This window comes from Shewanella sp. Isolate7 (genome assembly GCF_022398425.1).
In the GTDB taxonomy this organism is placed as follows: Bacteria; Pseudomonadota; Gammaproteobacteria; order Enterobacterales; family Shewanellaceae; genus Shewanella.
Window position 1 is genome coordinate 1 of sequence record NZ_JAKEVJ010000016.1, and the last position, 24,083, is coordinate 24,083.

21 protein-coding genes, 1 tRNA gene and 1 pseudogene are annotated in these 24,083 nt (G+C 54.2%); 15 read left to right on the forward strand and 8 right to left on the reverse strand.

Annotation, left to right across the window (positions count from 1 at the left end; translation table 11 throughout):
- The 3 genes and pseudogenes from L1D47_RS05610 to L1D47_RS05620 all read right to left on the reverse strand — a co-directional run.
- Positions 1 to 184: pseudogene (locus tag L1D47_RS05610) on the reverse strand (IS5/IS1182 family transposase); the annotation flags it as partial.
- Between the two features lie 363 nt (positions 185 to 547).
- Complete coding sequence (gene rpmE / locus L1D47_RS05615) at positions 548 to 760, reverse strand: 50S ribosomal protein L31 (protein WP_011864187.1); 213 nt, start codon at positions 758 to 760, stop codon at positions 548 to 550.
- Between the two features lie 203 nt (positions 761 to 963).
- Positions 964 to 1,761, reverse strand: a complete 798-nt coding sequence (locus tag L1D47_RS05620) for a FimV/HubP family polar landmark protein (RefSeq protein ID WP_239882888.1) — start codon at positions 1,759 to 1,761, stop codon at positions 964 to 966.
- A 278-nt stretch (positions 1,762 to 2,039) separates the two neighbouring features.
- Between L1D47_RS05620 and priA the strand changes: the two genes are divergently transcribed.
- The 3 genes from priA (at position 2,040) to L1D47_RS05635 (ending at position 6,698) form a co-directional block, all read left to right on the forward strand.
- Positions 2,040 to 4,235 carry a primosomal protein N' gene (gene priA / locus L1D47_RS05625; protein WP_239882889.1) on the forward strand — a complete coding sequence of 732 codons (2,196 nt, stop codon included), beginning with the start codon at positions 2,040 to 2,042 and terminating at the stop codon, positions 4,233 to 4,235.
- Positions 4,236 to 4,359: 124 nt separating this feature from the next.
- Positions 4,360 to 6,105: an arginine--tRNA ligase gene (gene argS, locus L1D47_RS05630; protein ID WP_239882890.1), complete on the forward strand. Its 1,746-nt coding sequence runs from the start codon at positions 4,360 to 4,362 to the stop codon at positions 6,103 to 6,105.
- 14 nt (positions 6,106 to 6,119) lie between these two features.
- Positions 6,120 to 6,698: an SPOR domain-containing protein gene (locus L1D47_RS05635; RefSeq protein WP_041510798.1), complete on the forward strand. Its 579-nt coding sequence runs from the start codon at positions 6,120 to 6,122 to the stop codon at positions 6,696 to 6,698.
- 99 nt (positions 6,699 to 6,797) lie between these two features.
- Here the strand turns inward: L1D47_RS05635 and L1D47_RS05640 are convergent, their stop codons facing one another.
- A complete protein-coding gene (locus L1D47_RS05640) occupies positions 6,798 to 8,492 on the reverse strand; it encodes a hypothetical protein (protein ID WP_239882891.1) in 1,695 nt (564 codons plus the stop codon).
- A 103-nt stretch (positions 8,493 to 8,595) separates the two neighbouring features.
- On the opposite strand from L1D47_RS05640, the gene L1D47_RS05645 reads away from it, so the two are divergent.
- The 6 genes from L1D47_RS05645 (at position 8,596) to L1D47_RS05670 (ending at position 12,876) form a co-directional block, all read left to right on the forward strand.
- Positions 8,596 to 8,745, forward strand: a complete 150-nt coding sequence (locus L1D47_RS05645; protein WP_160290151.1) for a hypothetical protein — start codon at positions 8,596 to 8,598, stop codon at positions 8,743 to 8,745.
- A 342-nt stretch (positions 8,746 to 9,087) separates the two neighbouring features.
- Complete coding sequence (hslV, locus tag L1D47_RS05650) at positions 9,088 to 9,612, forward strand: ATP-dependent protease subunit HslV (protein ID WP_033539082.1); 525 nt, start codon at positions 9,088 to 9,090, stop codon at positions 9,610 to 9,612.
- Between the two features lie 55 nt (positions 9,613 to 9,667).
- On the forward strand, positions 9,668 to 10,993 hold the full coding sequence (gene hslU / locus L1D47_RS05655; protein ID WP_239882892.1) for an HslU--HslV peptidase ATPase subunit: 1,326 nt from the start codon (positions 9,668 to 9,670) through the stop codon (positions 10,991 to 10,993).
- A gap of 71 nt (positions 10,994 to 11,064) precedes the next feature.
- A complete protein-coding gene (locus L1D47_RS05660; protein WP_041510794.1) occupies positions 11,065 to 11,460 on the forward strand; it encodes a DUF971 domain-containing protein in 396 nt (131 codons plus the stop codon).
- A gap of 19 nt (positions 11,461 to 11,479) precedes the next feature.
- Positions 11,480 to 11,914: a DUF3859 domain-containing protein gene (locus L1D47_RS05665; protein ID WP_041510793.1), complete on the forward strand. Its 435-nt coding sequence runs from the start codon at positions 11,480 to 11,482 to the stop codon at positions 11,912 to 11,914.
- A 95-nt stretch (positions 11,915 to 12,009) separates the two neighbouring features.
- The gene (locus L1D47_RS05670; protein WP_239882893.1) at positions 12,010 to 12,876 is read left to right on the forward strand and encodes an AraC family transcriptional regulator; all 867 of its coding nucleotides are present in this window, start codon (positions 12,010 to 12,012) and stop codon (positions 12,874 to 12,876) included.
- A gap of 989 nt (positions 12,877 to 13,865) precedes the next feature.
- On the opposite strand, the gene L1D47_RS05675 is transcribed toward L1D47_RS05670, so the two are convergent.
- Positions 13,866 to 13,956 (reverse strand) — tRNA-Ser (locus L1D47_RS05675).
- A gap of 189 nt (positions 13,957 to 14,145) precedes the next feature.
- On the opposite strand from L1D47_RS05675, the gene L1D47_RS05680 reads away from it, so the two are divergent.
- Positions 14,146 to 14,637 carry a prepilin-type N-terminal cleavage/methylation domain-containing protein gene (locus tag L1D47_RS05680; RefSeq protein WP_239882894.1) on the forward strand — a complete coding sequence of 164 codons (492 nt, stop codon included), beginning with the start codon at positions 14,146 to 14,148 and terminating at the stop codon, positions 14,635 to 14,637.
- An 11-nt stretch (positions 14,638 to 14,648) separates the two neighbouring features.
- On the opposite strand, the gene yjjG is transcribed toward L1D47_RS05680, so the two are convergent.
- A complete protein-coding gene (gene yjjG / locus L1D47_RS05685; RefSeq protein WP_239882895.1) occupies positions 14,649 to 15,326 on the reverse strand; it encodes a pyrimidine 5'-nucleotidase in 678 nt (225 codons plus the stop codon).
- A gap of 163 nt (positions 15,327 to 15,489) precedes the next feature.
- On the opposite strand from yjjG, the gene lepB reads away from it, so the two are divergent.
- Positions 15,490 to 16,173, forward strand: coding sequence for a signal peptidase I (gene lepB / locus L1D47_RS05690; protein ID WP_239882896.1), 684 nt, complete (start codon positions 15,490 to 15,492; stop codon positions 16,171 to 16,173).
- A gap of 31 nt (positions 16,174 to 16,204) precedes the next feature.
- On the opposite strand, the gene L1D47_RS05695 is transcribed toward lepB, so the two are convergent.
- Complete coding sequence (locus L1D47_RS05695) at positions 16,205 to 16,672, reverse strand: hypothetical protein (RefSeq protein ID WP_239882897.1); 468 nt, start codon at positions 16,670 to 16,672, stop codon at positions 16,205 to 16,207.
- A gap of 179 nt (positions 16,673 to 16,851) precedes the next feature.
- On the opposite strand from L1D47_RS05695, the gene ubiD reads away from it, so the two are divergent.
- Both ubiD and fre read left to right on the forward strand, forming a co-directional pair.
- On the forward strand, positions 16,852 to 18,333 hold the full coding sequence (ubiD, locus tag L1D47_RS05700) for a 4-hydroxy-3-polyprenylbenzoate decarboxylase (protein ID WP_041510782.1): 1,482 nt from the start codon (positions 16,852 to 16,854) through the stop codon (positions 18,331 to 18,333).
- Between the two features lie 133 nt (positions 18,334 to 18,466).
- On the forward strand, positions 18,467 to 19,165 hold the full coding sequence (gene fre, locus L1D47_RS05705) for an NAD(P)H-flavin reductase (RefSeq protein WP_239882898.1): 699 nt from the start codon (positions 18,467 to 18,469) through the stop codon (positions 19,163 to 19,165).
- A gap of 66 nt (positions 19,166 to 19,231) precedes the next feature.
- On the opposite strand, the gene nhaC is transcribed toward fre, so the two are convergent.
- Entirely contained in the window at positions 19,232 to 20,752 is a 1,521-nt protein-coding gene (gene nhaC, locus L1D47_RS05710; RefSeq protein ID WP_239882899.1) for a Na+/H+ antiporter NhaC, read from the reverse strand.
- Between the two features lie 382 nt (positions 20,753 to 21,134).
- Here nhaC and L1D47_RS05715 point away from each other — a divergent pair, with 382 nt between their 5' ends.
- Positions 21,135 to 21,713, forward strand: a complete 579-nt coding sequence (locus tag L1D47_RS05715; RefSeq protein WP_239882900.1) for a nucleoside triphosphate pyrophosphohydrolase family protein — start codon at positions 21,135 to 21,137, stop codon at positions 21,711 to 21,713.
- A gap of 226 nt (positions 21,714 to 21,939) precedes the next feature.
- Positions 21,940 to 22,476 (forward strand): thioredoxin family protein, encoded by a 537-nt coding sequence (locus tag L1D47_RS05720; RefSeq protein WP_239882901.1) that lies wholly within the window; start codon positions 21,940 to 21,942, stop codon positions 22,474 to 22,476.
- The last annotated feature ends 1,607 nt before the right edge of the window (positions 22,477 to 24,083 follow it).

A 24,083-nucleotide genomic window follows, 5' to 3' on the forward strand; every position in this document is an offset into this window, starting at 1 on the left:
ATCGTATCGTTTCCAGTGGATAGGGACGACGACCATTGCCCGCTTTTGGATAAAAGGGCTCAATCACTTCCAGCAGTTGAGTCCATGGTAACAGGTTGTCCATCCGAGATAAGAAAATCTCTTTACGGGTCTGGCGGCGCTTGCTGGAAAACTCACTATCGGCAAAAGTTAACTGTTGGCTCATGGGCGGTAATGGCTGTGATTTACTATGTAGCTATGATCTCACATCAGGGACTTATTCGCATCTTCCCTAGCTTGTTAAAACGCTCGATAACTGTATTAGTATTTTTAATTGTAGAATAACTACTTACCTAAAAATCCTGCTTTGTTCTCAATCGTTTTTCCTGCGCTATTTCTGATCACATGTTTACTGTGATTGGTATTATACCAATCGTAATCAATATTGATCATTCTAGCTTGTTGGGCCGAGTGCCAACCGTATTGCCAAGAGCCTGCTTGAGGGGCAAACCTGCACCGAATAGGATGCCGAACAGGCAACAAAAAAGGCGCCTTAGAGGCGCCTTTTTCAGAGTTCTTTGCAGAAGTATTACTTCTTGCCAAGCATACCGAAACGCTTGTTGAACTTGTCGATACGTCCACCGGTATCCATAACTTTCTGAGTACCAGTGTAGAATGGGTGACATGCACCACATACGTCCAAGTGCAGTGGCTTACCTGCAGTTGAGTTTACTTTGATAACGTTACCACAAGTACAAGTTGCAGTGATTTCAGCATATTCAGGATGAATGCCTGGTTTCATTGGGATTACCTCAAGTTTAAGGCCATGTCGCACTTCCAACCCGAAGTCGGACACCACATGCAGTTAATAAAATATTTAGGCGCGAGATAGTACAGGATACCACCAATAGATACAAGCATAGCCTGTAACTATTCTGCTGCATCATCTAAAAATATTGCGGATGGGAATATCGGCATCCGGCCCGAATCGGCCGGGCGCCATGCTTACTCTGCCGACAGTGCCTCGAAGGTGACTCTTGCCGCCTCTGCACTATGATATTTCTGCTTAAGGGCAGCAGACGGACACTTGAGGGTCACATCTGCCCGCAAGCCATTGATCTTACCACCGTTAAAGGCCCTAGGATTGGCCTCGAAGATGGCCAGCATGGCACCGTAGGTACTCAGCTCCCACTGCTTGGCATAGGCACTGCCGAGTCGCCACAGAGTCTGCGGCGGGGCATAATCCAGCTGACAGCCCGGCTGTACTCTATCGCCGGCATCGACAGTCCCTAAGGCAGCCATAGGTTGACGGGCATCGGCAATTCGCGAAGGCTGCGCGGGGGCTTTCACCGGCTTATTCGACTTAGCCGCCTTGACTGATTTACCTGGCTTACTTGGTTTCTCGGCCTTACTTGGTTTATCGGCGCTAGCGCTTCGCATGCCGGCATCGAACAATGGCATGCGTTTCACTTCTTGCCAGTTGTTGACCTGATACTCTTTGACCACCAGCTGGGCCTCACTGTCCTGCACATCTTCTACGCCACTGAGCAGCAACATATAGGTGTTCATCGGCTTGACCATCAATCGCTCGCTGCCCGATCGCTGCTCGACAATAAACTGCACCTTATCCAGGTTAACCGATTGGGCGACGATATTGACTCTGAGCGTCGGGCGCTGCCCCAGATCTGACAGCCTTTGATTGATACTGACGTGGGTAAGCTTGGCCCAGGCGGACTGACTCATCAGCCCGGCTTGACTCACCAGTACTAAGCAAAGCATGACCAGATATTGCACTCTCTTCATCGCAACCTTCTTATCCCTGTTTGGGTGAACAGACTCGAATCTTTGACGCCGACCCTAATAGGGCTCAACACGGCAACACTCGCCTCGTCTAACGCCCCATAAGTCTATTAGCTATTAAGCTACAAGCTCCTTGATGTTTCAACAATTTTGTCACAAGTCTTAGATCTGAACAGCCTTAGCTTTCCACCGACTCGTGACAGATTCTGGTAGCCCTCGTCAGACTGTCTGGTTACACTTGCTCTACTATTATTGAAGCCAGCCGAGTCCCAGCCAAACCTATGTCCCTGTTTGTCGAAGTCGCCCTCCCCGTCCCCATGCGCCAGGCCTTTAGCTATCGCGTCAAAGAGGCCGATCTCGACAAGGCCCAGGTAGGCGTCAGAGTTAGAGTCCCCTTTGGCAGGCAGCAGTTGATCGGCCTGGTAACCGGCCTCAGCCAGAGCTGCGACCTGGCGCCGAATCAGATCAAGTCGGTCATCGCCTTTCTCGACCAAGAAGCCGTATTGCCTCCCTCCCTCTACAAGCTGACCCAATGGGCCGCCCGCTACTATTTTTGCAGCCTGGGACAGATGCTCTCTCAGGCCCTGCCGGTCGCCCTGCGTAAGGGGGCCGAGATAGAGGCCCAGCAGCTGCAGATCTGGCGCGTCACCCCGGCCGGGCAGGAAGCGGATATCGATCTGCTCAAGCGCGCTCCGGCCCAGCGCAAGTTGCTACTCGCCCTGTTAGAGACTGAACTCAGCCAGGATGAACTCAATGCCCTGGAGCTAAGCAAGACGGCGCTGAAGGCACTGGTGGAGCGGGGTTGGATCGAATCATTTGAGCGACAAGTCGCCTCAGATCTCAGTTGGCGCGATGGACTTGAGCTCATTGAGACACCCCATCAGCTCAACCCTGAGCAGGCCATTGCGGTTGCCACCCTCAACCAGCAACAGGGCTACCACTGCACCCTGCTCGAGGGGATCACAGGCTCGGGCAAGACAGAGGTCTATCTGGCCCTGCTGGAGACAGTGCTGAAACAGGGCAAACAGGCGCTGATTCTGGTACCCGAGATCGGTCTGACCCCTCAGACCATCAGCCGCTTCAAACGCCGCTTCAAGGTGCAGGTGGTAGTTATCCACTCTGGGCTCACCGACAATCAACGCCTCGGCGCCTGGCGCCAGGCCAGAAGCGGCGAGGCCGCCATCATAATCGGCACCCGCTCGGCGCTGTTCACCCCCATGCGCTATCCGGGCATCATCATCCTGGATGAGGAGCACGACGCCAGCTTCAAGCAGCAGGAAGGGATAGGCTATCACGCCCGAGACCTGGCTGTGATGCGCGGCCATCTGGAAAAGATCCCCGTGCTGCTGGGCAGCGCCACCCCCTCTTTAGAGACGCTACAGAATGCCCTCTCGGGACGCTACCAACACCTTAGCCTCGGCAGCCGCGCCGGCGCCGCCGAGAAGGTGCGCCAGGGGATTATCGACATCCGTAACCAGCCGCTGAAGAATGGCCTCTCCCATGGCCTGCTCAACGAGATGCGAATCCATCTGGATGCGGGCAACCAGGTGCTGCTGTTTCTCAATCGTCGGGGTTTCGCCCCGGCGCTGCTGTGCCATGAATGTGGCCACCTACACGAGTGCGACCGCTGTGACGCCTTCTTTACCGTGCATCAGTCTCTGGGGGAGATCCGCTGCCATCACTGTGGCAATCAATACGCCATCCCCAAGCAGTGTCACCAGTGTGGCAGCACCATGTTGATGGGCCAAGGGGTGGGGACCGAGCAGTTGGCCGATGCCCTCACCAAGGAGTTTCCCCGTTACCCCGTGGTGCGAATCGATCGCGACACCACCAGCCGCAAGGGCGCGCTGGAAAACCACCTCAATGCCATCCACAAGGGCGAATATAAGATCCTGGTAGGCACTCAGATGCTCGCCAAGGGACACCATTTCCCCGATGTTACCCTGGTGGGCCTGTTAGATGTCGATGGCGCCCTGTTCAGCGCCGACTTTCGCGCCCCCGAGCGCTTCGGCCAGCTCTATACCCAGGTATCGGGCCGCGCCGGGCGGGCACGCAAGCCAGGAACCGTGCTGCTACAGACCCACCAATGCGATAACCCCATATTGCGGGAGTTGATGCACAAGGGGTACGGCGAGTTCGCCCGTGGTCAGCTGGAAGAGCGCAAACAGGCCCTGCTGCCGCCTGCCTGGCACATGCTGTTGCTGCGCGCCGAGGCCCACAGGGCCGAGGACGCCGACGCCTTTTTGGCCCAGGTCGCCCAGTTGCTGCCACAAAACGAGCAGTGCGAGATCATCGGCCCCATGCCCGCACCTATGGACAGAAAGGCAGGCAAGTTCCGCCGTCAGCTGATGTTCCAGACCAAGACCCGCGCCCTGTTGCAGCAGGCCTTCGAACAGGCGCTGCCGCAGATCGAAGCCCTGCCCCTGGCCAAGCGATGCCGCTGGAGCCTAGATCGCGACCCGCAGGATCTCTTGTGATCAAAAAATGCAAAAATAGCTCATAAAAATCCGGCAAGAGGATAGCAATTGGCCACCACAAACGGCTAAAATACGCGGTTATCCCTGAATCTTTTTATATTTAGCAACTGTCGATTAAACGCCAATGAAATCACATATTCAATCTTTGCTCGAACAAGCCATTCAAACCCTAAAACAGCAGGCGATCATCCCTGCGGATTTTGAGGCTCGCATTCAGGTAGACCGAACCAAAGACAAAACCCACGGTGATTTTGCCACCAACCTGGCCATGATGCTGACCAAGGTGGCGCGCAAGAATCCTCGTGAGGTCGCGCAGCTGATAATCGATAGTCTGCCGCAAGATAGCCAGGTGGCTAAGGTGGAGATCGCCGGCCCAGGTTTCATCAACTTCTTTATCGATGAGAACGCCCTGACCAACCAACTGATGACCGCCCTGAACGACGATCATCTGGGTGTCAGCTTGCCAGCGCCACAGACTGTGGTGGTCGACTACTCGTCGCCTAACCTGGCCAAAGAGATGCACGTAGGCCACCTGCGCTCGACCATCATCGGCGACGCCGTGGTACGCGCCCTGGAATTCCAGGGTCACAAGGTGATCCGTCAGAACCATGTCGGCGACTGGGGTACTCAGTTCGGCATGCTGCTGGCCTACATGGAAGAGCTACGCGCTCAGCAAGGCGAACAAGCCCAGGTTGAGCTGGCGGATCTCGAAAGCTTCTATCGCGCCGCCAAGGTTCGTTTCGACGAGTCGGAAGAGTTTGCCACCCGCGCCCGTCAGCTAGTGGTCGAGTTGCAATCGGGCGACGAATACTGCAACAAGCTGTGGCGTGAATTTAACGATATCTCGCTGAGCCATTGCCACGAGGTTTATGAGCGTCTGGGCGTCAGCCTGACCCGCGCCGATGTGCGTGGCGAGAGCGCCTACAACGACGATCTCGAGCAGGTAGTCAAGGATCTGGATGCCCAGGGTCTGCTGTCTGAAAGTAACGGTGCCAAGGTGGTGTTCCAGGATGAGTTCCAAACCAAAGAGGGTGAGCCTCTGCCGGTGATCATCCAGAAGGCCGACGGCGGCTTCCTGTATGCCACCAGCGATCTGGCGGCGATGCGCTACCGCTCAAACGTGCTCAAGGCCGACCGCGCACTCTACTTCGTCGACCTACGCCAAGCCCTGCACTTCCAACAGGTGTTCAGCCTGGCTCGCACCGCTAATTTCGTCCGTCCAGAGATGAGTCTGGAACACATGGGCTTTGGCACCATGAACGGCGAAGACGGTCGCCCATTCAAGACCCGCTCTGGCGGTGTAGTGAAGCTGGTTGACCTGCTGAGCGAGGCCGAGACCCGTGCGCTGGAACTGGTACGCAGCAAGAACCCAGATATGGATGAAGAGGAGCTGGCCAAGATCGCCAAGGTGGTCGGTATCGCCTCGGTGAAATATGCCGACCTGTCGAAGAACCGCGCCAGCGATTACATCTTCAGCTTCGAGCAGATGCTGAGCTTCGAGGGCAACACGGCGCCTTACCTGCTCTATGCCTACACGCGTGTGGCGGGTATCTTCAAGCGTGCAGCCGACGTCGACCTGACCGGTGCCAGCATCAAGCTGGAAAACAACAAGGAGAAAGAGCTGGGCAACAAGCTGGCCCAGTTTGCTGAGGTGCTAGGTCGCATGGTGGCCAAGGGGCAGCCTCACGCCCTGTGTGGTTACCTGTTTGAACTGGCTGGCGCCTTCTCAAGCTTCTACGAGGCCTGTCCTGTACTGGCGGCCGATAGCGAAGATGAGAAGAAGAGCCGTCTACTGCTGGCACAGCTGACCGCTAAGACCTTGAAGCAGGGTCTGGATCTACTGGGTATCGAAACCTTAGAACGCATGTAGTATAGGGCGCTAGGATGAGCAATCGCGATTACGCCAACAGAAGACCTGCCTCGAAAGGACGCAAGAAGAGCACCGGTGGCCGACGAAAGTCTGCCCCGGCGCCGAGACGCTTCCCCTTCGTGCTCTCACTGGTGACCTTAGGATTGGTGGGCGGTTTCGGCTACTTCCTGTGGAGCATCAACGACAGCGCCGACAAGGTAGAGACTCAGCCCGAGGTGCAAACGGTTAAGCCTAAGGTGGTCAAGAAGGACCCTAATGCGCTGCCGCCAAAGCCGAAGGAAGAGTGGACCTATCAAGAGGAGTTGGAGAACAAGCAGGTCGAGGTGGATATTCCCGAAAATACTGCGCCGACCCGTCCCTATCAGATGCAGTGTGGCTCCTTCAGGAAAGAGGCTCAGGCCAATGAGATGAAGGCGGTTATCGCCTTTCAGGGCCTAGAGGCCCAGGTGCGTAAAGTCAGCGGCAGTAGCGGTATCTGGTACAAGGTGGTCTTAGGCCCCTACGAGCGTAAACGCCTCGCCGAGAAGCATCGCCATATCCTGCAACGCGGCGGCCTCAACGGCTGTCAGATCTGGTTCTGGGAAGGTAGTTAACCTCAGCAGACTAAAGACGGGCCCTGGCCCGTTTTTTTTATTGCCTCAAACATAAAAAAGCCAGCGTGATGCTGGCTTTTTGTTGTCTGCGTTAATCGCTTAGTTCTGGGTGATGGTTGCCGTGTTACCGAAACCACCGGCCTGCATGATAGAAGCGCTATCGTTCATGCCCAGCTGGTTGATGGTCGCCAGGTTATGCGCGCCATCCTGGCCCAGGCCTGATTGCTCAATCATGGCGTAGTTTTCATCGCCTTGTTGCAGCAAGACCGCGTCATTGTACTCACCACCACTCTGGTTTACCCAAGCTTCGTTGTCGGCACCGGTCTGATCGATATCGGCCGCACCAAAGTCGCCCATCTGCGTCACGTTCGCGCGGTTAAGCGAAGCCGTCTGGTAAACATCGGCCATGTTATCCGTACCGCTCTGGCTCACCACGGTGGCTTGGTCAACGCCATCTTGGTTCACGTTTACCATACCGCCAATACTGCCCGTCTGATTCACGTCGGCATTCAGTTGGCTACCTGGGCCCTGGGCCACAAATACCGCCGAACCGTTAACGGCAGACTGCATCACAGTCGCGGTAGAGTCCGCAGCTTGGTTCTGCGCCACGACAACGTTACCCGACTCGCTACCATCGATCTGAGCGACAAAGACGTTAGCGTTGTCTGACTCATTAAGCTGGCTCACCAAGGCGATGTTACCGTTACCAGACTGGTCCACAGTCGCCTGCGCCATGTAAGAGGTATCTTGGTTGATGTTGGCATTGTTGAGGTTACCTACTGTGGTCACGGTAGCCGATGCAGGTTCATGGAAACCAAAACCATACTGGCGTACAGTGCTGGTGTTAGAGTCACCGGTTACGGTCACGTTCGCGACGCTGTCATTCACATGCTCTTGATTAACAGAGGCGATGTTAGACGCACCCTCTTGCATCACGCTCAGGCTGGTGTTGATTGCGTGCTGCTGTAGCGTGCTGACCTGGTTAGAGCTGCCGGTTTGCGACACGCTTGCAACCGCATTTAGGCTGTTGTCATCCTGAGTCACGGTAGCCAGGTTGCCGCTGCCGTTGCTTTGAGTGACATCGGCTGTGCCGATAGAACCGTTGATCTGGTTAATGGTGATGCTCGAATCGGCAGAGCCGTCCTGAGTAGCGGTGGCCAGAGAGCTATTGGTGATCTGATTGATGGCAACCACCGAGCGCTCGGCACCGTTCATCTGGTTTACGTTGGCGATGTTATCTGCGCCGGTCTGCACCACGGTCGACAGGGCATCGGTAGAGGTATCTTGATCTGAAGTCGCGCTATTGTTGTTACCTGTCTGCAGTATGGTCGAACCGGCAGGATTGTGGATGCCGAAACCATACTGTCTGATGTTGGCGTTGTTGGTGTTACCCTGCTGCTGAACGATCGCCTGAGAGTCGTTAACATGCAGCTGGTTCACATCGGCGTTGTTACTCTCACCGGCCTGGGTCACAGTCGCATGGGTGTTATCCATATGCTCCTGGTTGATGGTGGCATTGTTTGACGATACTGACTGAGTCACCATGGCGCTCGAGTTAGCCACGCCGCCAACCTGGTTGATGGTGGCGGTTTGTGCATCACCGGCTTGGTCTATGTTGGCCGAGCTGTCGAAACCCAGGGCTGTGTTAATCGTCGCGGTATGGTTAGTCCCTGTCTGCACAGTGGTGGCTAGGTTGCCTGAACCATTCTGTGAGGTTGTCGCCGTGCTGTCTGCAGCGTGGGCGGTACCAATTGTCATCGCAATGGCGGCGGCCAGTGGAAGTAGCTTTGTCATGAGTAATATCCTTTACTAAATTTATCTGTCGGGCGCTCAGCTAAAGCGGCCCCCAAGCACACCAAGTCTGGTGGTGCAATCCTATGCAAGTCTCAGCAGTAACATGAAACTGCGATTACCAGATGTCGAATCTTCATCGCCCATCACTGAGATGTTGGCGCATCCAGAGAAGATCCCGACAAGCGTCACTGTGCAACCTCTGGCCAATCGACCCCTACACCGCGAACCGTTTTCCTTTCATCCCCATGTTTGAAACAAGCGGCTTAGAAACAAGCGCCAGCCTTTGCTGGCAGGCAAAAGTATGCGGACAAGCCCCTTCCCCTTCATCCGGCTAAGGTATGAAAGCCCGCCACCAAGCGGCTAGTTTTGCCCAGGAATACCCCCTCTTTAGTATTAGCCTCGGTGTCATACTCAAATGAATAAGGCGATAAAAATAAAAGGCTTTTCTACCTAATAGGCACAAAACTCGGCTTTTCGCGGATTGCATGGGTAAACCTATGGCTGATCTCCCTTGAAAAACGAAATGCCATCCCCATATCTAAGCTATTGTCCACCGATGAGTTTCCTACTCGTCGGCTTGAGAAGAGGAAATACCGTGACCACAATCGTTTCAGTACGTCGCAACAATCAGGTTGTTATTGCCGGAGACGGCCAGGTATCACTGGGAAATACAGTGATGAAAGGAAACGCTAAGAAGGTTCGCCGCCTATATCACAATAAGGTCCTCGCGGGCTTTGCCGGCGGTACCGCAGATGCCTTTACCCTGTTCGAGCGCTTCGAGGCCAAGTTAGAGATGCATCAAGGACATCTGATGCGCGCCGCGGTCGAGATGGCTAAAGACTGGCGCTCCGACAAGGTATTGCGCAAGCTCGAGGCTCTGTTGGCGGTGGCCGATACCGAGTGCAGCCTGATCATCACAGGTAACGGCGATGTGGTACAGCCAGAAAACGACCTGATCGCCATAGGATCGGGCGGCAACTTTGCCCAGGCAGCCGCAACCGCGCTACTGGAAAATACCGATCTCAGTGCCAAAGAGATCGCCGAAAAGTCTTTGACCATTGCCGGTGACATCTGCGTATTCACCAACCAATTCAAGACGATAGAAGAACTGAATTACTAACACTGAGTCCGCTCATTGTTAACAAATATATGCACCCAAGCATTAAGGGATACTTATGTCTGAGATGACTCCACGCGAGATTGTTCACGAGCTGGACAGCCACATCATAGGCCAGCAAAATGCCAAGCGTTCGGTCGCTATCGCCCTACGCAACCGCTGGCGCCGTATGCAGCTTGACGCCGCGCTGCGCCAAGAAGTCACCCCAAAAAACATTCTGATGATAGGCCCAACGGGTGTAGGTAAAACCGAGATCGCCCGCCGTCTGGCCAAGCTGGCCAAGGCGCCCTTCATCAAGGTCGAGGCCACCAAGTTTACCGAAGTCGGTTACGTGGGTAAGGAGGTCGAGCAGATCATCCGTGACCTCACCGACGCCGCCGTTAAGCTGACCCGTGAAGAGCAGATGGCCAAGTGTAAATTCAGAGCCGAGGAAGCCGCCGAAGAGCGCATTCTCGACGCCCTGCTGCCTAAGCCGAAGGAAGACTGGGACAGCGAGCAAAAAGATGATTCAGGCACTCGCCAGGTATTTCGTAAGAAACTGCGCGAAGGCCAGCTCGATGACAAAGAGATCGAAATCGATATCGCCGCGCCTCAGGTAGGCATAGAGATCATGTCGCCACCCGGCATGGAGGAGATGACCAACCAACTGCAGAGCATGTTCCAAAACATGGGCCCCGGCGCCAGCAAGCGTCGCAAGATGACCATCAAGGAAGCCTACAAGCTGTTGATCGAAGAGGAAGCCGCCAAGCTGGTAAACCCTGACGATCTTAAGGAGCAGGCTATCGAACTGGTTGAGCAGCACGGCATCGTCTTCTTAGATGAGATCGATAAGATCTGTAAGCGCGGCGACACCTCGGGCCCAGACGTCTCCCGCGAAGGGGTTCAGCGCGACCTGCTGCCACTGGTAGAAGGCTGCACGGTGAACACCAAACACGGCATGGTCAAGACAGACCATATCCTGTTTATCGCCTCGGGTGCCTTCCAGATGTCCAAGCCATCGGATCTGATTCCTGAGCTGCAGGGTCGTCTGCCGATCCGTGTCGAACTGGAAGCCCTGTCGGCCAACGATTTTAAACGCATCCTCACCGAGCCCCATGCATCGCTCACAGAGCAGTATATGGCGCTGATGGCGACCGAAGGCGTTAAGGTAGAGTTTAGCGAGTCGGGTATCGAGCGCATCGCCCAGGCCGCCTGGCAGGTGAACGAGCGCACCGAAAACATTGGTGCCCGCCGTCTGCATACCGTGATGGAGCGTCTGATGGAAGACCTCTCCTTCGAGGCCTCGGACAAATCGGGCTGCACCACAGTGATCGATGCCGACTATGTCAACGCTCACCTGGACAACTTGGTACAAGACGAAGACCTCAGCCGCTTCATCCTGTAAACTTAAAGGGCCCTTCAGTTCCCCTGCGGGCCCTCTTTTTTAACCCCCAAGCGTTCCCAAAAGGCAAAGCTATGACTCCTCAAAGCGATACCCCCAAGGTCACAGGTCTCAAACTCAAACGTAAGTCGCGTCAGCTGGAAGTCAGTTTCGATAACGGCCAGCAATATACCCTCAGCTGTGAACTCTTAAGGGTCTACTCCCCCTCGGCCGAGGTGCATGGTCACGGCAACCCTGTGCTGGTGACTCACAAGAAGAACGTCAATATCAACGCCATCACCCCCGTGGGCAACTATGCGGTCAAGCTGGTATTCGATGACGGTCACGACACGGGTCTCTACTCCTGGAAGGTGCTCTATGACTTAGCCACCAATCAGGTGGAGTTATGGGAGAACTATCTGGCCAGGCTGCGCGCCGCCAAGGCCAGCCGCGAGCCGCTGATCGACATGGCCGTGAAGTATCACACCTAGGCCATAAGGCCTGCCTACTTTGTCTAAGCTCAAAGCCGACGTCACCATACTGCAGGCGGGACTCTTCAGCCGTTGGGATGAAGAGAGCCCAGATCTGCCTAAATTTCTCAAGGCCACAGTCCATGTGCCTGCTGAGATAGACATAGAATTTGGCTTTATCGCCCGCATCCGCAAGGCCAAGAATCGCAGGCTAAGCTACTGCATCTATCATCCCCACATTCCCGATCAGCAGGGCAATATTCGACCGCCCTTTGAGGGCGAGCTGTTCGTCGAGTCCAACGACTGGAAGTTCTATCTGGGTGACACCATCTGGGCCCCCGAGCATGATAAGGTGGGCAAGTGGCGCATGACCCTCTCCCTGGGCGACAAGGTGGTTGCCGAGAAAACCTTTCATGTGCACCTGAATGACGAGGAGAGCCAGGTGGCCAACTTCTGGAAGCGCAGAGGCTTCTAAGACGGTCCGCTCAGCCATCGTCAATTGAGCAATATGAGTCAGGTAAAGCCCACCGTCTCGTCGCACAATGGCCTCTCACTTGAAAAGGGATGTATATGAACCGAGCAGCGCACCAGGCCTACAGTCAACGCATACAGACGGTATGCGACTATATTGCCAAACATCTGGACCAGCCCCTGACGCTGGAACAACTCAGCCAGAAGGCGCACTTCTCCAAGTATCATTTTCATCGCCAGTTTCAGGTGTATACCGGCATAACCTTAGGTAGATACATCAGCCTGCTCAGGCTGAAGCGGGCCTCGTACCGATTAGTGTTTCACCCCGAGCTCAAGATCACCGACATCGCCCTCGATGCCGGATTTGAAAACGGCGAATCCTTCTCGCGAGCCTTCAAACAGATATTTGCCCAGACCCCATCCCAGTTCAGGTTAACCCCGCAGTGGGAGCAATGGAGTCAGGAATATGCCAAGGTGAACTATACAAGGAGAGAAACTGTGCAAATTAAACTCACTCAAAGAGACGATATCAAGGTCGCGGTGCTGGAGCACCTGGGCAGCCCGGCCTCACTGAACGACTCGATTCAACAATTTATCAGCTGGCGTAAGCAGAGCGGCGAATCCCCTGTGGCCAGCAGCCTGACACTAGGGGTGCCCTTTAACGACCCCAACACGGTCGAGCCCGAGGCGTTTCGCTTCGACATCTGTGGCTCGGTAGCCTCTGAGGTCAAGGCCAATGACTTTGGGGTGATCACCAAGACGATCCCCGGCGGTCGCTGCGCCGTGATCCGCCACCAGGGATCACACGATCAGATGGACGATAAGATCTATCAGTTCTACCGCGACTGGTTACCCGAGAGCGGCGAGGAGCTGAGGGATTTTCCCCTCTACTTCGAGTACCACAACTTCTTCCCCGAAGTGGCGGAACATGAGCTGATCACCGACATCTATTTTTCACTCGTCTAAGCCCATGAGTTCATGGTGCTAACATCGCTCGTGTTGGTTGTTAACCCGGCTCCAGAGGACAGTATGAAAAGCGCCGACAAGGCAGTGCCCAGCACTCGAAAGCTAGAACGAAAAAAGGCTTCCATTTCTGGAAGCCTTTCCTCTTGAAGTGGCAAAGATATAGTCGGGCACTTTGTTGAAAGGCATTAGCATTAGGAACCCGGCTATTGCTCAACATGCTATAAGCTAGATAGCACAAAGCCCGCTATAAAGCGGGCTTTGTTAATGTGGCAGAGAGATAGCCGAATCTAAACATTAGGAACCCTGGATTCAAGTGATCCCGATAATCAGTCTTTAAGCATTTACTCGCTAGAACGAAAAAAGGCTTCCATTTCTGGAAGCCTTTCCTCTTAAAGTGGCAAAGATATAGTCGGGCACTCTGTTGAAAGGCATTAGCATTAGGAACCCGGCTATGACTCAAATGCTATATGCCAGATAGCACAAAGCTCGCTATAAAGCGGGCTTGGTTAATGTGGCAGAGGGATAGCCGGATCTAAACATTAGGAACCCTGGGTTCAAATGATCCCGATAGTCAGTCTTTAAGTATTTACTCGCTAGAACGAAGCCCGCTAAATAGAGGGCTTGGTTAAAGTGGCAGAGGGATAGCCGGATCTAAACATTAGGAACCCTGGGTTCAAATAATCCCGATAGTCAGTCTTTAAGTATTTACTCGCTAGAACGAAAAAAGGCTTCCATTTCTGGAAGCCTTTTCTCTTAATGTGATAGATAGATAGCCAGATTTAAATATTAGGAACCCGGCTATGACTCAAATGCTATATGCTAGATAGCACAAAGCCCGCTAAATAGAGGGCTTTGTTAAAGTGGCAGAGGGATAGCCGGATCTAAACATTAGGAACCCTGGGTTCAAATAATCCCGATAGTCAGTCTTTAAGTATTTACTCGCTAGAACGAAAAAAGGCTTCCATTTCTGGAAGCCTTTTTTCTTAATGTGGCGGAGAGATAGGGATTTGAACCCTAGACGGGCTATAAACCCGTGCCGGTTTTCAAGACCGGTGCATTCGACCACTCTGCCATCTCTCCGAACGCCGAGAATAGTAAGGAAATGGACTTTAAATGTAAAGCCTAAATTTCACTAACTGAGCAACAAATAATCCATTAATGCATTTTTCGATGACAAATGCGTTAAAAACAACCTTTTTAAGCTTGTTTAGGGGATAAAATGCCCACTCAGGGTGTAGTATAAACACAAAGAAAACTGCAGGTAGCAAGATGAAACCTAACGGATTTACCCTGATTGAACTTGTCATCACTGTCATCATACTGGCGATTCTGGCAACGATAGCCCTGCCACGCTTCATCAATATCCAGTCCGATGCCCGCGTTGCAGCCCTTCAGGGACTCAAAGGGGAGATGAGCGGCACCCTGCCCCTGGTGTTTACCAAGGCGAGTCTGGAAAACCTACAGACTCAGGCCAGCACCAATATCAGCCTCAACGGCGATCAGGTGGAACTTGCCTATGGTTACCCCGCCGCCGACTCGGCCCACGCCTGGGCACTGTTATTAGATGCCACCTTTGCCGATGCGGTATTCAATGCCGATGACCCGGCTGACTGGTATTTTCACAATAACAAGGCCGAGCCCTTTATCCGCTTCATGCACCCAAGCAGGAAATCCAGCGGCCAAAACTGCTACCTCAAATACACTCAGGCCCTGAGTACTACCCAGGGCCCAAGTTTCGAGATTGTGGATTCGGGCTGTTAACCCGTTAGGCATTATCCCTTAAGCAGCAGGTATTGCAGCTCGCTGAGTGAGGTCACCTGATAGTGAGGTGTAATGCCCTCTGGCGTAGGTTGACTGGCATGATTAAGCCAACAGGTATCGAAGCCGGCGTTAAGCCCGCCTTGAATATCCGAATGAGGATTATCTCCCACCATCAACACATGCTCTCTGGGCGGATGAGCCATCTGCGACAGGGCGTGTTCAAAGATCGCCACATCGGGTTTGGCCACCCCCACCTCTTCCGAGATCACCACGGGCGAAAATGCATGCAGCAAGCCGGTACGCTGCAGACGCACCGTCTGCAGGTCGGTAAAGCCATTGGTGATGATCCCCATCTTCACCTTACCGTAGAGGGCATCCACAAGCTCGGCGGCCCCAGGCAGCAGGGTACAAATATCGGCCATGGCCGTGAGAAACGCCGAATTGAGGTGCTCGGCAGTCACAGAGAGCTTCTCGGCCCAACGCTCGAAGCGGGTCACCTGCAGGTGGCGGGCGCTGATCTTGCCGTCTTGATAATCCACCCACAAAGGCAAATTAACCGTTTGATACTCTTCGAAATCGCTAAGGGTGAAGTCCACACCGAAACGCGAAAACATCAGCTGTAATCCTTTAAAGGCGTCGAAATGAAACAGGGTTTCATCGGCGTCAAATAATATCCACTGGTACTTCATTCTCTCTCCATGGGATGGCCTCAGGACAAGTGGCAGCACTATATCAATGCCACGCTGAGCAGAGCAAAAATATTTGCTTACGCTTATACGCGAATACGGTTGGAACCACTCGGGCAAACAAGCGTCTGACTCTGCAAGACACTTTACTTTCCAAGGAGTTGGTATGCTAAAAAAAGTGATTCGTTCTATAAAACAACATCGCCAGTTCATCCTGTTTATCGGCCTGATGCTGGTGTTTCGCAGTGCGATCGCCGACTGGAATCATGTTCCCAGCGGCTCCATGCTGCCCACCATAGTGCAGGGAGATCGCATACTGGTGAACAAGATGGCCTACGATCTGCGTCTGCCCTTTACCCATATCAGCCTGATGAAACTGGCGGATCCAGAGCGTGGCGACATCATCACCTTCGACTCCGCCGTGGCCGACAAGAAGCTGGTCAAACGCATCATAGGCCTGCCCGGTGACACTCTGGCCATGCGCAACAATCGCCTCTACCTGAATGGTGAGGCCTTAAGCTACCAAGAGGCGTCTAATAACACTGACGAGCAGCAAGTCTTTGGCACACGAAAACAAGCCTATAGCGAACGGCAGGAAGCCCTGCCCGGCAAGCCTCACGCCATCAGGCTCAATGCCCAACCGTCTAGACTTGCCAATTTTGGTCCTGTTACCGTGCCCGAGGGGCAGTACCTGGCCCTTGGTGACAATCGCGACGCCAGTGCCGACTCGCGCGTCATCGGCTTCGTCCCCCGCGAAGAGATCACCGGCAAGGCCCATAGAGTCGCCTTCTCCAACGACCCGGAACACTATTACCTATTCCGGCCAGAGCGTTGGTTGCAGCCACTCTAAACCCAAAAGCGTAAAGAGTAAGTCGCGACGGCTACTTTACAATCCGGTAGCTGTCGCTATTCCAGTCGTAGACATACTCAACGCCTTGCCATTCGTATACCGTCCTGCCGTCCTTCACCTTCACTCTGGCATTGGCTGGCAGGCTATGAATCGCATCGCTCTGAGCAAGGCTAGTGGTCACCCGCTGAGGTGGTGCAATAGGTTTAGGCTCCCGGCGCTTGCGCGGCTGATAGCGATAGGGGTAACGCCAGTCGTCTCGCCAATAACCCCAGTCATTGCGCCAGTAGCCATGGCGCCAGTAGGGAAAACCTGTGCCTATACCGACTTGCCAGCGCCAAGGGTCATAGAAGTCCCGATGCCAGCCAGGGCGATAGCCCCACCCTAGACCTACGTATGGAGCCAGCTCATATTTGTCTGTCTTCAGCGCCCAAGCGTCGGTAGCAATCGGCGGCAAGGCACCAAGCCACAACAGCCCAGCCAGGAGTAATAAAGGGTTCACATTAAGCCTCATCTTGCCACCTCATGCCCGAGAGATTCACCGCATCTTACCCTTAATTATACGCCCTGAAAATCTTGCTATGCCGGGGTCGCAAAGCCGGTGTAAGGCATTTGGGAATAACGCCCATAAATGGTATAGTGCGCGCCATATCACATTTTTCTCAACGCGAGTATTTCCAAATGAGTTTTAAGGATTTACGCAGTTTTATCGATCACCTCGAAGCCAATGGCGAGCTAAAACGCATTAGCCACCCCGTCGATCCCCATCTGGAGATGACAGAGATCGCCGATCGTGTGCTAAGAGCCAAGGGCCCGGCGCTGCTGTTTGAAAATCCTGTCGGCAAGACCATGCCGGTATTGGCTAACTTATTTGGCACTCCCAAACGCGTCGCCATGGCCCTGGGTAAAGAAGACCCGCTCGCCCTGCGCGATGTGGGTGAGCTGCTGGCCTTCCTCAAGGAACCCGAGCCGCCACGCGGCTTTAAAGACGCCATCGCCAAGATCCCCATGTTCAAGCAAGCGCTAAACATGCCACCTAAGACGGTACGCAATGCTCCGTGTCAGGAGGTTGTGGTCAGTGGCGATGAGGTGGATCTTACCAAGCTGCCCATTCAGCACTGCTGGCCCGGCGATGTCGCCCCCTTGGTCACCTGGGGACTCACCATCACCAAGGGACCGAGACAGAAACGCCAGAATCTGGGGATCTACCGCCAGCAATTGCTGGGCAAGAACAAGCTGATCATGCGCTGGCTGGATCATCGCGGCGGCGCACTGGATTTCAAAGACTTTAAGGCACAGCATCCCGGCGAACGTTATCCCGTGGTGGTGGCGCTGGGCGCCGATCCTGTGACCATACTTGGCGCCGTGACGCCAGTCCCCGATGCCATGAGCGAGTACGCCTTTGCCGGTCTACTGCGCGGCGAACGCACCGAGGTGTGTAAGGCGCTGAGCTGCGATCTCGAGGTGCCCGCCACCAGCGAGATCATCCTCGAAGGTTATATTGAGCCCGGCGAGATGGCCGAAGAAGGGCCTTACGGGGATCACACGGGTTACTACAACGAGACCGACGAGTTCCCTGTCTTCACCGTGACCCATGTGAGCCACAGACGCGACGCCATCTATCACAGCACCTACACCGGTAGGCCACCCGATGAGCCCGCCATGTTGGGTGTGGCACTGAACGAGGTGTTCGTGCCTATCTTGCGCAAGCAATATCCGGAGATCGTCGACTTCTATCTGCCGCCCGAAGGCTGCTCCTATCGCATGGCGGTGATCTCCATCCGCAAGCAGTATCCGGGACATGCCAAGCGGGTAATGATGGGCGCCTGGTCCTTCCTGCGCCAGTTCATGTACACCAAGTTCATCATCATAGTGGATGAAGATGTCAACTGCCGCGACTGGAACGATGTGATCTGGGCTATCACCACCCGGATGGATCCCAAGCGCGATACCGTGATGATAGACAACACGCCTATCGACTACCTGGATTTCGCCTCCCCGGTTGCCGGACTCGGCTCTAAGATGGGGATGGATGCCACCAACAAGTGGGAAGGGGAAACCAATCGCGAATGGGGCACCCCTATCGTCATGGACGAAGCGGTCAAACAGAGGATCGATGCGATCTGGGATGACCTGGGCATAGACGAAGCGCCAACGCTATAATCAATATCAGACATAAACTAATCGTCTGAATTTTAAAAATAAATCAAAGAAGTTAACCCTTTGAATACTTGAACAATTTAATCAGGTATTCGAAGGGCTAAACCTCCACAGAGAGGGTCTGAAAGGAAAACGAATGAACACCATACGCTGTAAAGTTGAACATGTTACCGCCTTTAATGATGCCGTCTATCAGGTAGCATTAACCCCAGAAACCAGCTTCGAATTTAAGGCTGGTCAGTACCTTTGCGTCGTAATGGGTGAAAAAGATAAACGTCCCTTCTCTATCGCCTCTGCGCCAGGCCAGGAGCAGATCGAGCTGCACATAGGTGCCGCCGTCAGCGAGAGCTACCCCATGCAGGTAGTCGAGCGCCTGCTGCAGAGCGAATATATCGACATCGAAGCGCCGGGCGGCGAAGCCTTCCTACGCGCCGACAGCCACAGACCCCGCCTGCTGATCGCCGGCGGCACAGGTTTCTCCTACATCAAGAGCATAGTCGAACAGACGATCGCCCTTGGGCAGAATGTTGAGACCACCCTCTACTGGGGCTGTCGTAACCAAGATGCTATGTACTATGAGTCGCTGGCACGCCAGTGGCATCAGGATCACCCCTGGCTACATTTCGTGCCTGTGGTAGAAGAGTCAACGCCCGAGTGGCAAGGCAAGACGGCCAACCTGTTGGCGCAGATTAAGCAGGATTATGTCAGCCTCAACGGCTATGACATCTATATTGCCGGTCGTTTCGACATGGTCGGCGCGGCGCGCGAAGTGTTCCGTGAGATAGGCGTCGAAGAGCAGCACCTCTACGGCGACGCCTTCGCCTTCATCAAGTAATGCTATCAACAAAGCTTATCGGTTTAACCCAGCCCCACGACGTTGGGGCCGGGTCATTCGGCCAACTTAAGCCACGGCCTCCATGGCTTCACTCTCTGCCAGTCGCTCAATCTTGATGTCATAGTAGGCATATGCCGCGCTGATGAAGGGACAGATGAGATTGAAGAAGGCGAAAGGCAGATAGGCGATAGTGGCGACCCCTAAGGTGCTGGCCATGTAGGCGCCGCAGGTATTCCAGGGCACCAAGGGACTAGTGATGGTGGCCGAATCTTCCAGGGCACGGCTCAGGTTAACCGGTGCCAGGCCATGTTTTTCATACTCGACCTTGAGCATACGACCCGGCAGCAAGATGGCAATAAACTGATCGCCTGTGATCAGGTTAGCGCCGATGCAGCTGGCCAGGGTGGTGATGATCAGGCTGCCACTGGATTTCACCAGACGTAGCACCCCTTGCAACAACCTTTGTAGCAGACCGGTTTTTTCCATCACACCACCGAAGGCCATGGCGCAGAGGATCAACCAGACGGTATTGACCATGCTGCTCATGCCGCCGCGGCTCAGCAGACTGTCGAGCGTCTTATCTCCGGTATTGGCGGTATAACCATCGAACATCGCCACCCAGATCCCCTTCACCAGGGCGACCATGGTGGGCAGGCTGTCGTCGTTGACGAACTTGATCACCCCGTCGAACTGGAACAGCGCCGCACAGATAGCACCTGCCAAGGTGCCAAGAATCACGGTCGGGAAGGCGGGCAGCTTCTTGTAGGCCAACACTAAGACCACCAGCAAGGGCAGCAGCAGATGCAGACCCGGATGATACTGAGCCTCGATGCGTGACATGGTCGCGGCAAGATCCGTCACCGCGCCGCTGCTGTCGCTGCTCAGACCGATAAACAGAAAGCCTGTCAGGGCCAGCAATATGCTAGGCGTGGTGGTCCACACCATGTGACGAATATGACCAAACAGCTCGCTACCGGCGACGGCTGGCGCCAGGTTGGTGGTGTCGGACATGGGCGACATCTTGTCACCGAAATAGGCACCACTGATGATGGCACCTGCGGTGATCTCGACGCTGAGCCCCATGGCACCGGCGACGCCAATCAGCGCAATACCTAAGGTACCGGCGACCGTCCAGGAACTGCCGATACTCAAGGCCACAACCGCGCACAGCAGACAGGAGGCGGCGTAGAAATAATCTGGGTTTAAGATCTTCATACCGTAAAAGATCATGGTGGGCACTGTGCCGGCCAAGATCCAGGTACCGATCAGGGAACCGACGGAAAACAGGATCAACAAGGCGCCTGTGGCCAGGGAAACGCTCTTGACGATCCCCGCCTCCATCTCCTTCCAGCTATAGCCGTTCTTCACCCCGATAACCAGGGTGATACAGGCCGCCATGATAAGGGCAATCTGATTGGCGCCATAGGAGCTGTCTGAAGAGAACAGATACACTGAGGCCGTTAACATGCAGACCAAGGCAAAAATGGGGATCAGGGCATCTAATAGCGTCGGCTGCTTGTGTGTGGTGTCAGACGCGGGACTCGAATCTCTGCCAGGCTGTTCTGGCGACTGCGGATGAGAGGTCATGGATAATCCTTATTATAATTATGGGGTTTCCTATTTTTCTCCCCGCCATCACACCGGCCCTATTAATTCGGGCAGCAAAGGTTTAATCCTCAGGCGGGCCGAACATAGTTACACATTTTTAACAATCCAGTCCAGACCGGCCTGGGATGCCGATACGCCCAAGGCGCGGTAAAGCCATACCGTTGAGCGTATAAATTCATCACTAAGGCGGTTTTGAGCGTGGTTATGCATCTATCGCACATATATTTTGGCTTTTAAAAGGATGAAAAAAGTCCCTAATACTCGCTGACTTTGCGCCTGGAAGTCAGCTTTCAATTACTGCGCCGTTAAATTAAAATTGCCGCCACGCATTTAGACATTCAAGACCCAGTAAGGCACACAGATGAAACTGACCGCACTCGATCAGCCCCTTTACGACCACCTCTACCGCGACATCCACCAGTTCCGCTCTACCTTCGATCTGCCTATCGAAGATGAGACCAGCCTGGATGAGCAGGCCGATACCCTGCACACCTCTTTGGCGATCGAGGAGTTAACCGAGCTGGCCGAGGCTGACAGCCGCGTCGAGCAGGCCGATGCCATCGTCGATTCGGTTTATGTACTCATGGGCCGCCTGGTACACCTGGGGGCTAAGCAAGTAAATGATCGCCTGGAGATCAGCTATGTGATCGATCTGCTGCTGCATGTCGCCAAGAACCGCGACATCGACTTCATCCGCTGCTGGGACGAGGTACATTCGAGCAATATGAGTAAGGTGTGCCGTAACGAGCAGGAACTGCAAGAAACCATCGCCCACTACGCCAAGCAGGGTGTAGAGATCGTCGGCAGCCGCAAGGGCGACTTCATCATCGCCAAGTGTGCCAAAGATGTGGAGATGGCCGGTAAGGTGGTGCGTCAGGGCAAGGTGCTCAAGTCAGTCTACTATCGCCCAGCGGATCTCGCCAAGCTAGTCGCCGCCTAGCCACCTCGCGCCCCGCAGGGTTAACACCTTGTTGCCGATAGCAGAAAAATTCTGCAATTTAGCGACAAATGTGTGAAGCCCTGCGCCAAGCAGGCCATCATGGCGTGATCCAGTTAACAGCTCGCCGCATTGGCGCTACTCTCGGTGCAACTTAGATGATTGAATAGCATCAGAATGAAATGAATGCTCAATTCTGGTTTATGTCTACGAGCCTGAGGTACTATTTATGACCAATAATATTAAAGCATTACTTGCCACCACAGCGCTGTTCTTTAGCACTCAGGCACTGGCAAATAATGGCTGTGCATTTGATGAGAAGCAGGAAGGCTTTATCGCCACCTGCAGTGAGGAGAAACAGGAAGTGATACTGACAGGCGAAGTACAAGCCCAGACCTTAGTCACAGAGCTTGACGATTTCACCCAGGGTTATAAGAGCTATCAGGTCGACGAGGCTGCCATAGAGCCAATCAAGAACCTGCAGACACCAACCGAGATCGTCGTCATCATCGGCACCTGGTGCCCAGACTGCCACCGTGAGACCCCGCGTTTTATCCGTATCATGGAGGCGGCCAACAACGCCAACATCAAGGTGACTTACATAGGCGTGGATCGTAAGAAACAAGACCCCGAAGGCTTGGCGGCCAAGTATGACTTTACCCGCATCCCAACCTTCATCGTGAAGCAAAATGGCGAAGAGATTGGCCGTATCGTTGAGCGCCCAGAAACCTCACTCGAGGTGGACCTGGCAAAGATCCTCAACTAAACCCGCTTCAATAAAAAAGGCCGCAGATGCGGCCTTTTTTGATCTTAATCCCGATTAAAAATCGTAGCGTATTGATGCACGTACATATCTTGGCGTCTGGAAGCTGTCGGCATAGCCGTAGCGAATGTTCTTATCGCCACTGTCTAGCTCATACTGCTCATCCACACCTGTGATGCCGTCGAAGTTAAACAGGTTGTACACGTTCAACTTGAAGTTCAGGCGTCCCGCGGTATCGAAGTCCATGGTGTAAAACAGGTTCAGATCTATGTTGTAGACCCAATCTGTGCGACCCATGCTACCACGCGGTGCCGCCTCGCCATTGGCGTAGAAAGAGGAAGCGCCGTACCAGTCACGACCGTAACAGGTGCCGTCGATGGCGATCGCCTTCACACAGTAACCCTGATCTGCCGGATGCAGGCCGAAGGCGTTGATCGGACGACCCGATTGCAGGTAAGAGTTAAAACCGACACTCAAGTCATCAGTGATGTGGTACACACCATAGAACTTGAAGTTATGGCGTCTGTCGTTAGGCAGATAACCATCGCCATTATCCATCAGCTCTGGGTAGTCGAATGACGTGGTCCAACCCGGATCGGCCTGCTCGTTGTCCGAGCGTACCAGACCCTCTGTGTTACCTTCACTCTTAGACCAGGTATATGAACCGTTGAGGGTAAAGTCTTCGGTCACGTTACCGCTAAAGCTCAGCTCGACCGCCTTATAGGTACGAGTCGCCTTAGGGAAGCCCATCTGATCTGCGGTCACGTTTACCGTTTCCTTCACACCATCGCCGTCGACATCATAGTGGATCTCGGTACCTATGCCTAGGTTGGTTAGGGTTGGGAACCAACCACCGACGAAGTAATCTTCGGCGCTGGTCTCGCCATTACCGGCATACCAGGAAGAATCGTAGTTTTCCTTGATCCACTGGTTCATACCATAGTTAAAGGACACGTCTTCAATCGACTGCTTAAGGTCGCGATAGACACCGCGAATACCCACGGCCCAGTCGTCGTTGAGCTGCTGCTGGAAGCCCAGGGCAAACTCATCCGAGTACATAGACCCAGCCTTGTTGTTAAACAGCTGGTCGGCATCTGGCACAGTGCCGTCGGCCACCACGCGGCGAGAGATCTCATCCCCCAGGATTGGCGAGCCATCTGCATTCACACCATTAAGATGGCTGACGATGTGCGAATCGTAGGCGGCAGAGGCCATACGCAGGTTGGTGTTTGGCGATACCGGCTGGAAGTAACGGCCATAGGAGGCGTAAACCTTACTTGAACCGTCACCGATCACATCCCAGGTGACGCCTAAGCGTGGGGCAAACTGGCCATCGAGATCGACATACTTGTCGCCAGAGCCTGTGGTGTTGCTGAACTCGCTATAACGCACGCCGGCATTGACTGTCACAGTATCTGTGACCATCCAGGTGTCAGACACATACAGGGCGGTGTGCACGTTTTCTGTCTCACTCGCCTTACCCCAGATACGCAGATCCGCGTATTCCGTGCCTTCTGCCAGACCATAGGCGTTATCGGCACCTGCGGTGTAATACTCATACCAGCCGTCACCGTGCGGTGTGTAGAAGTCGGCGATTTCGAGGCGCTCAT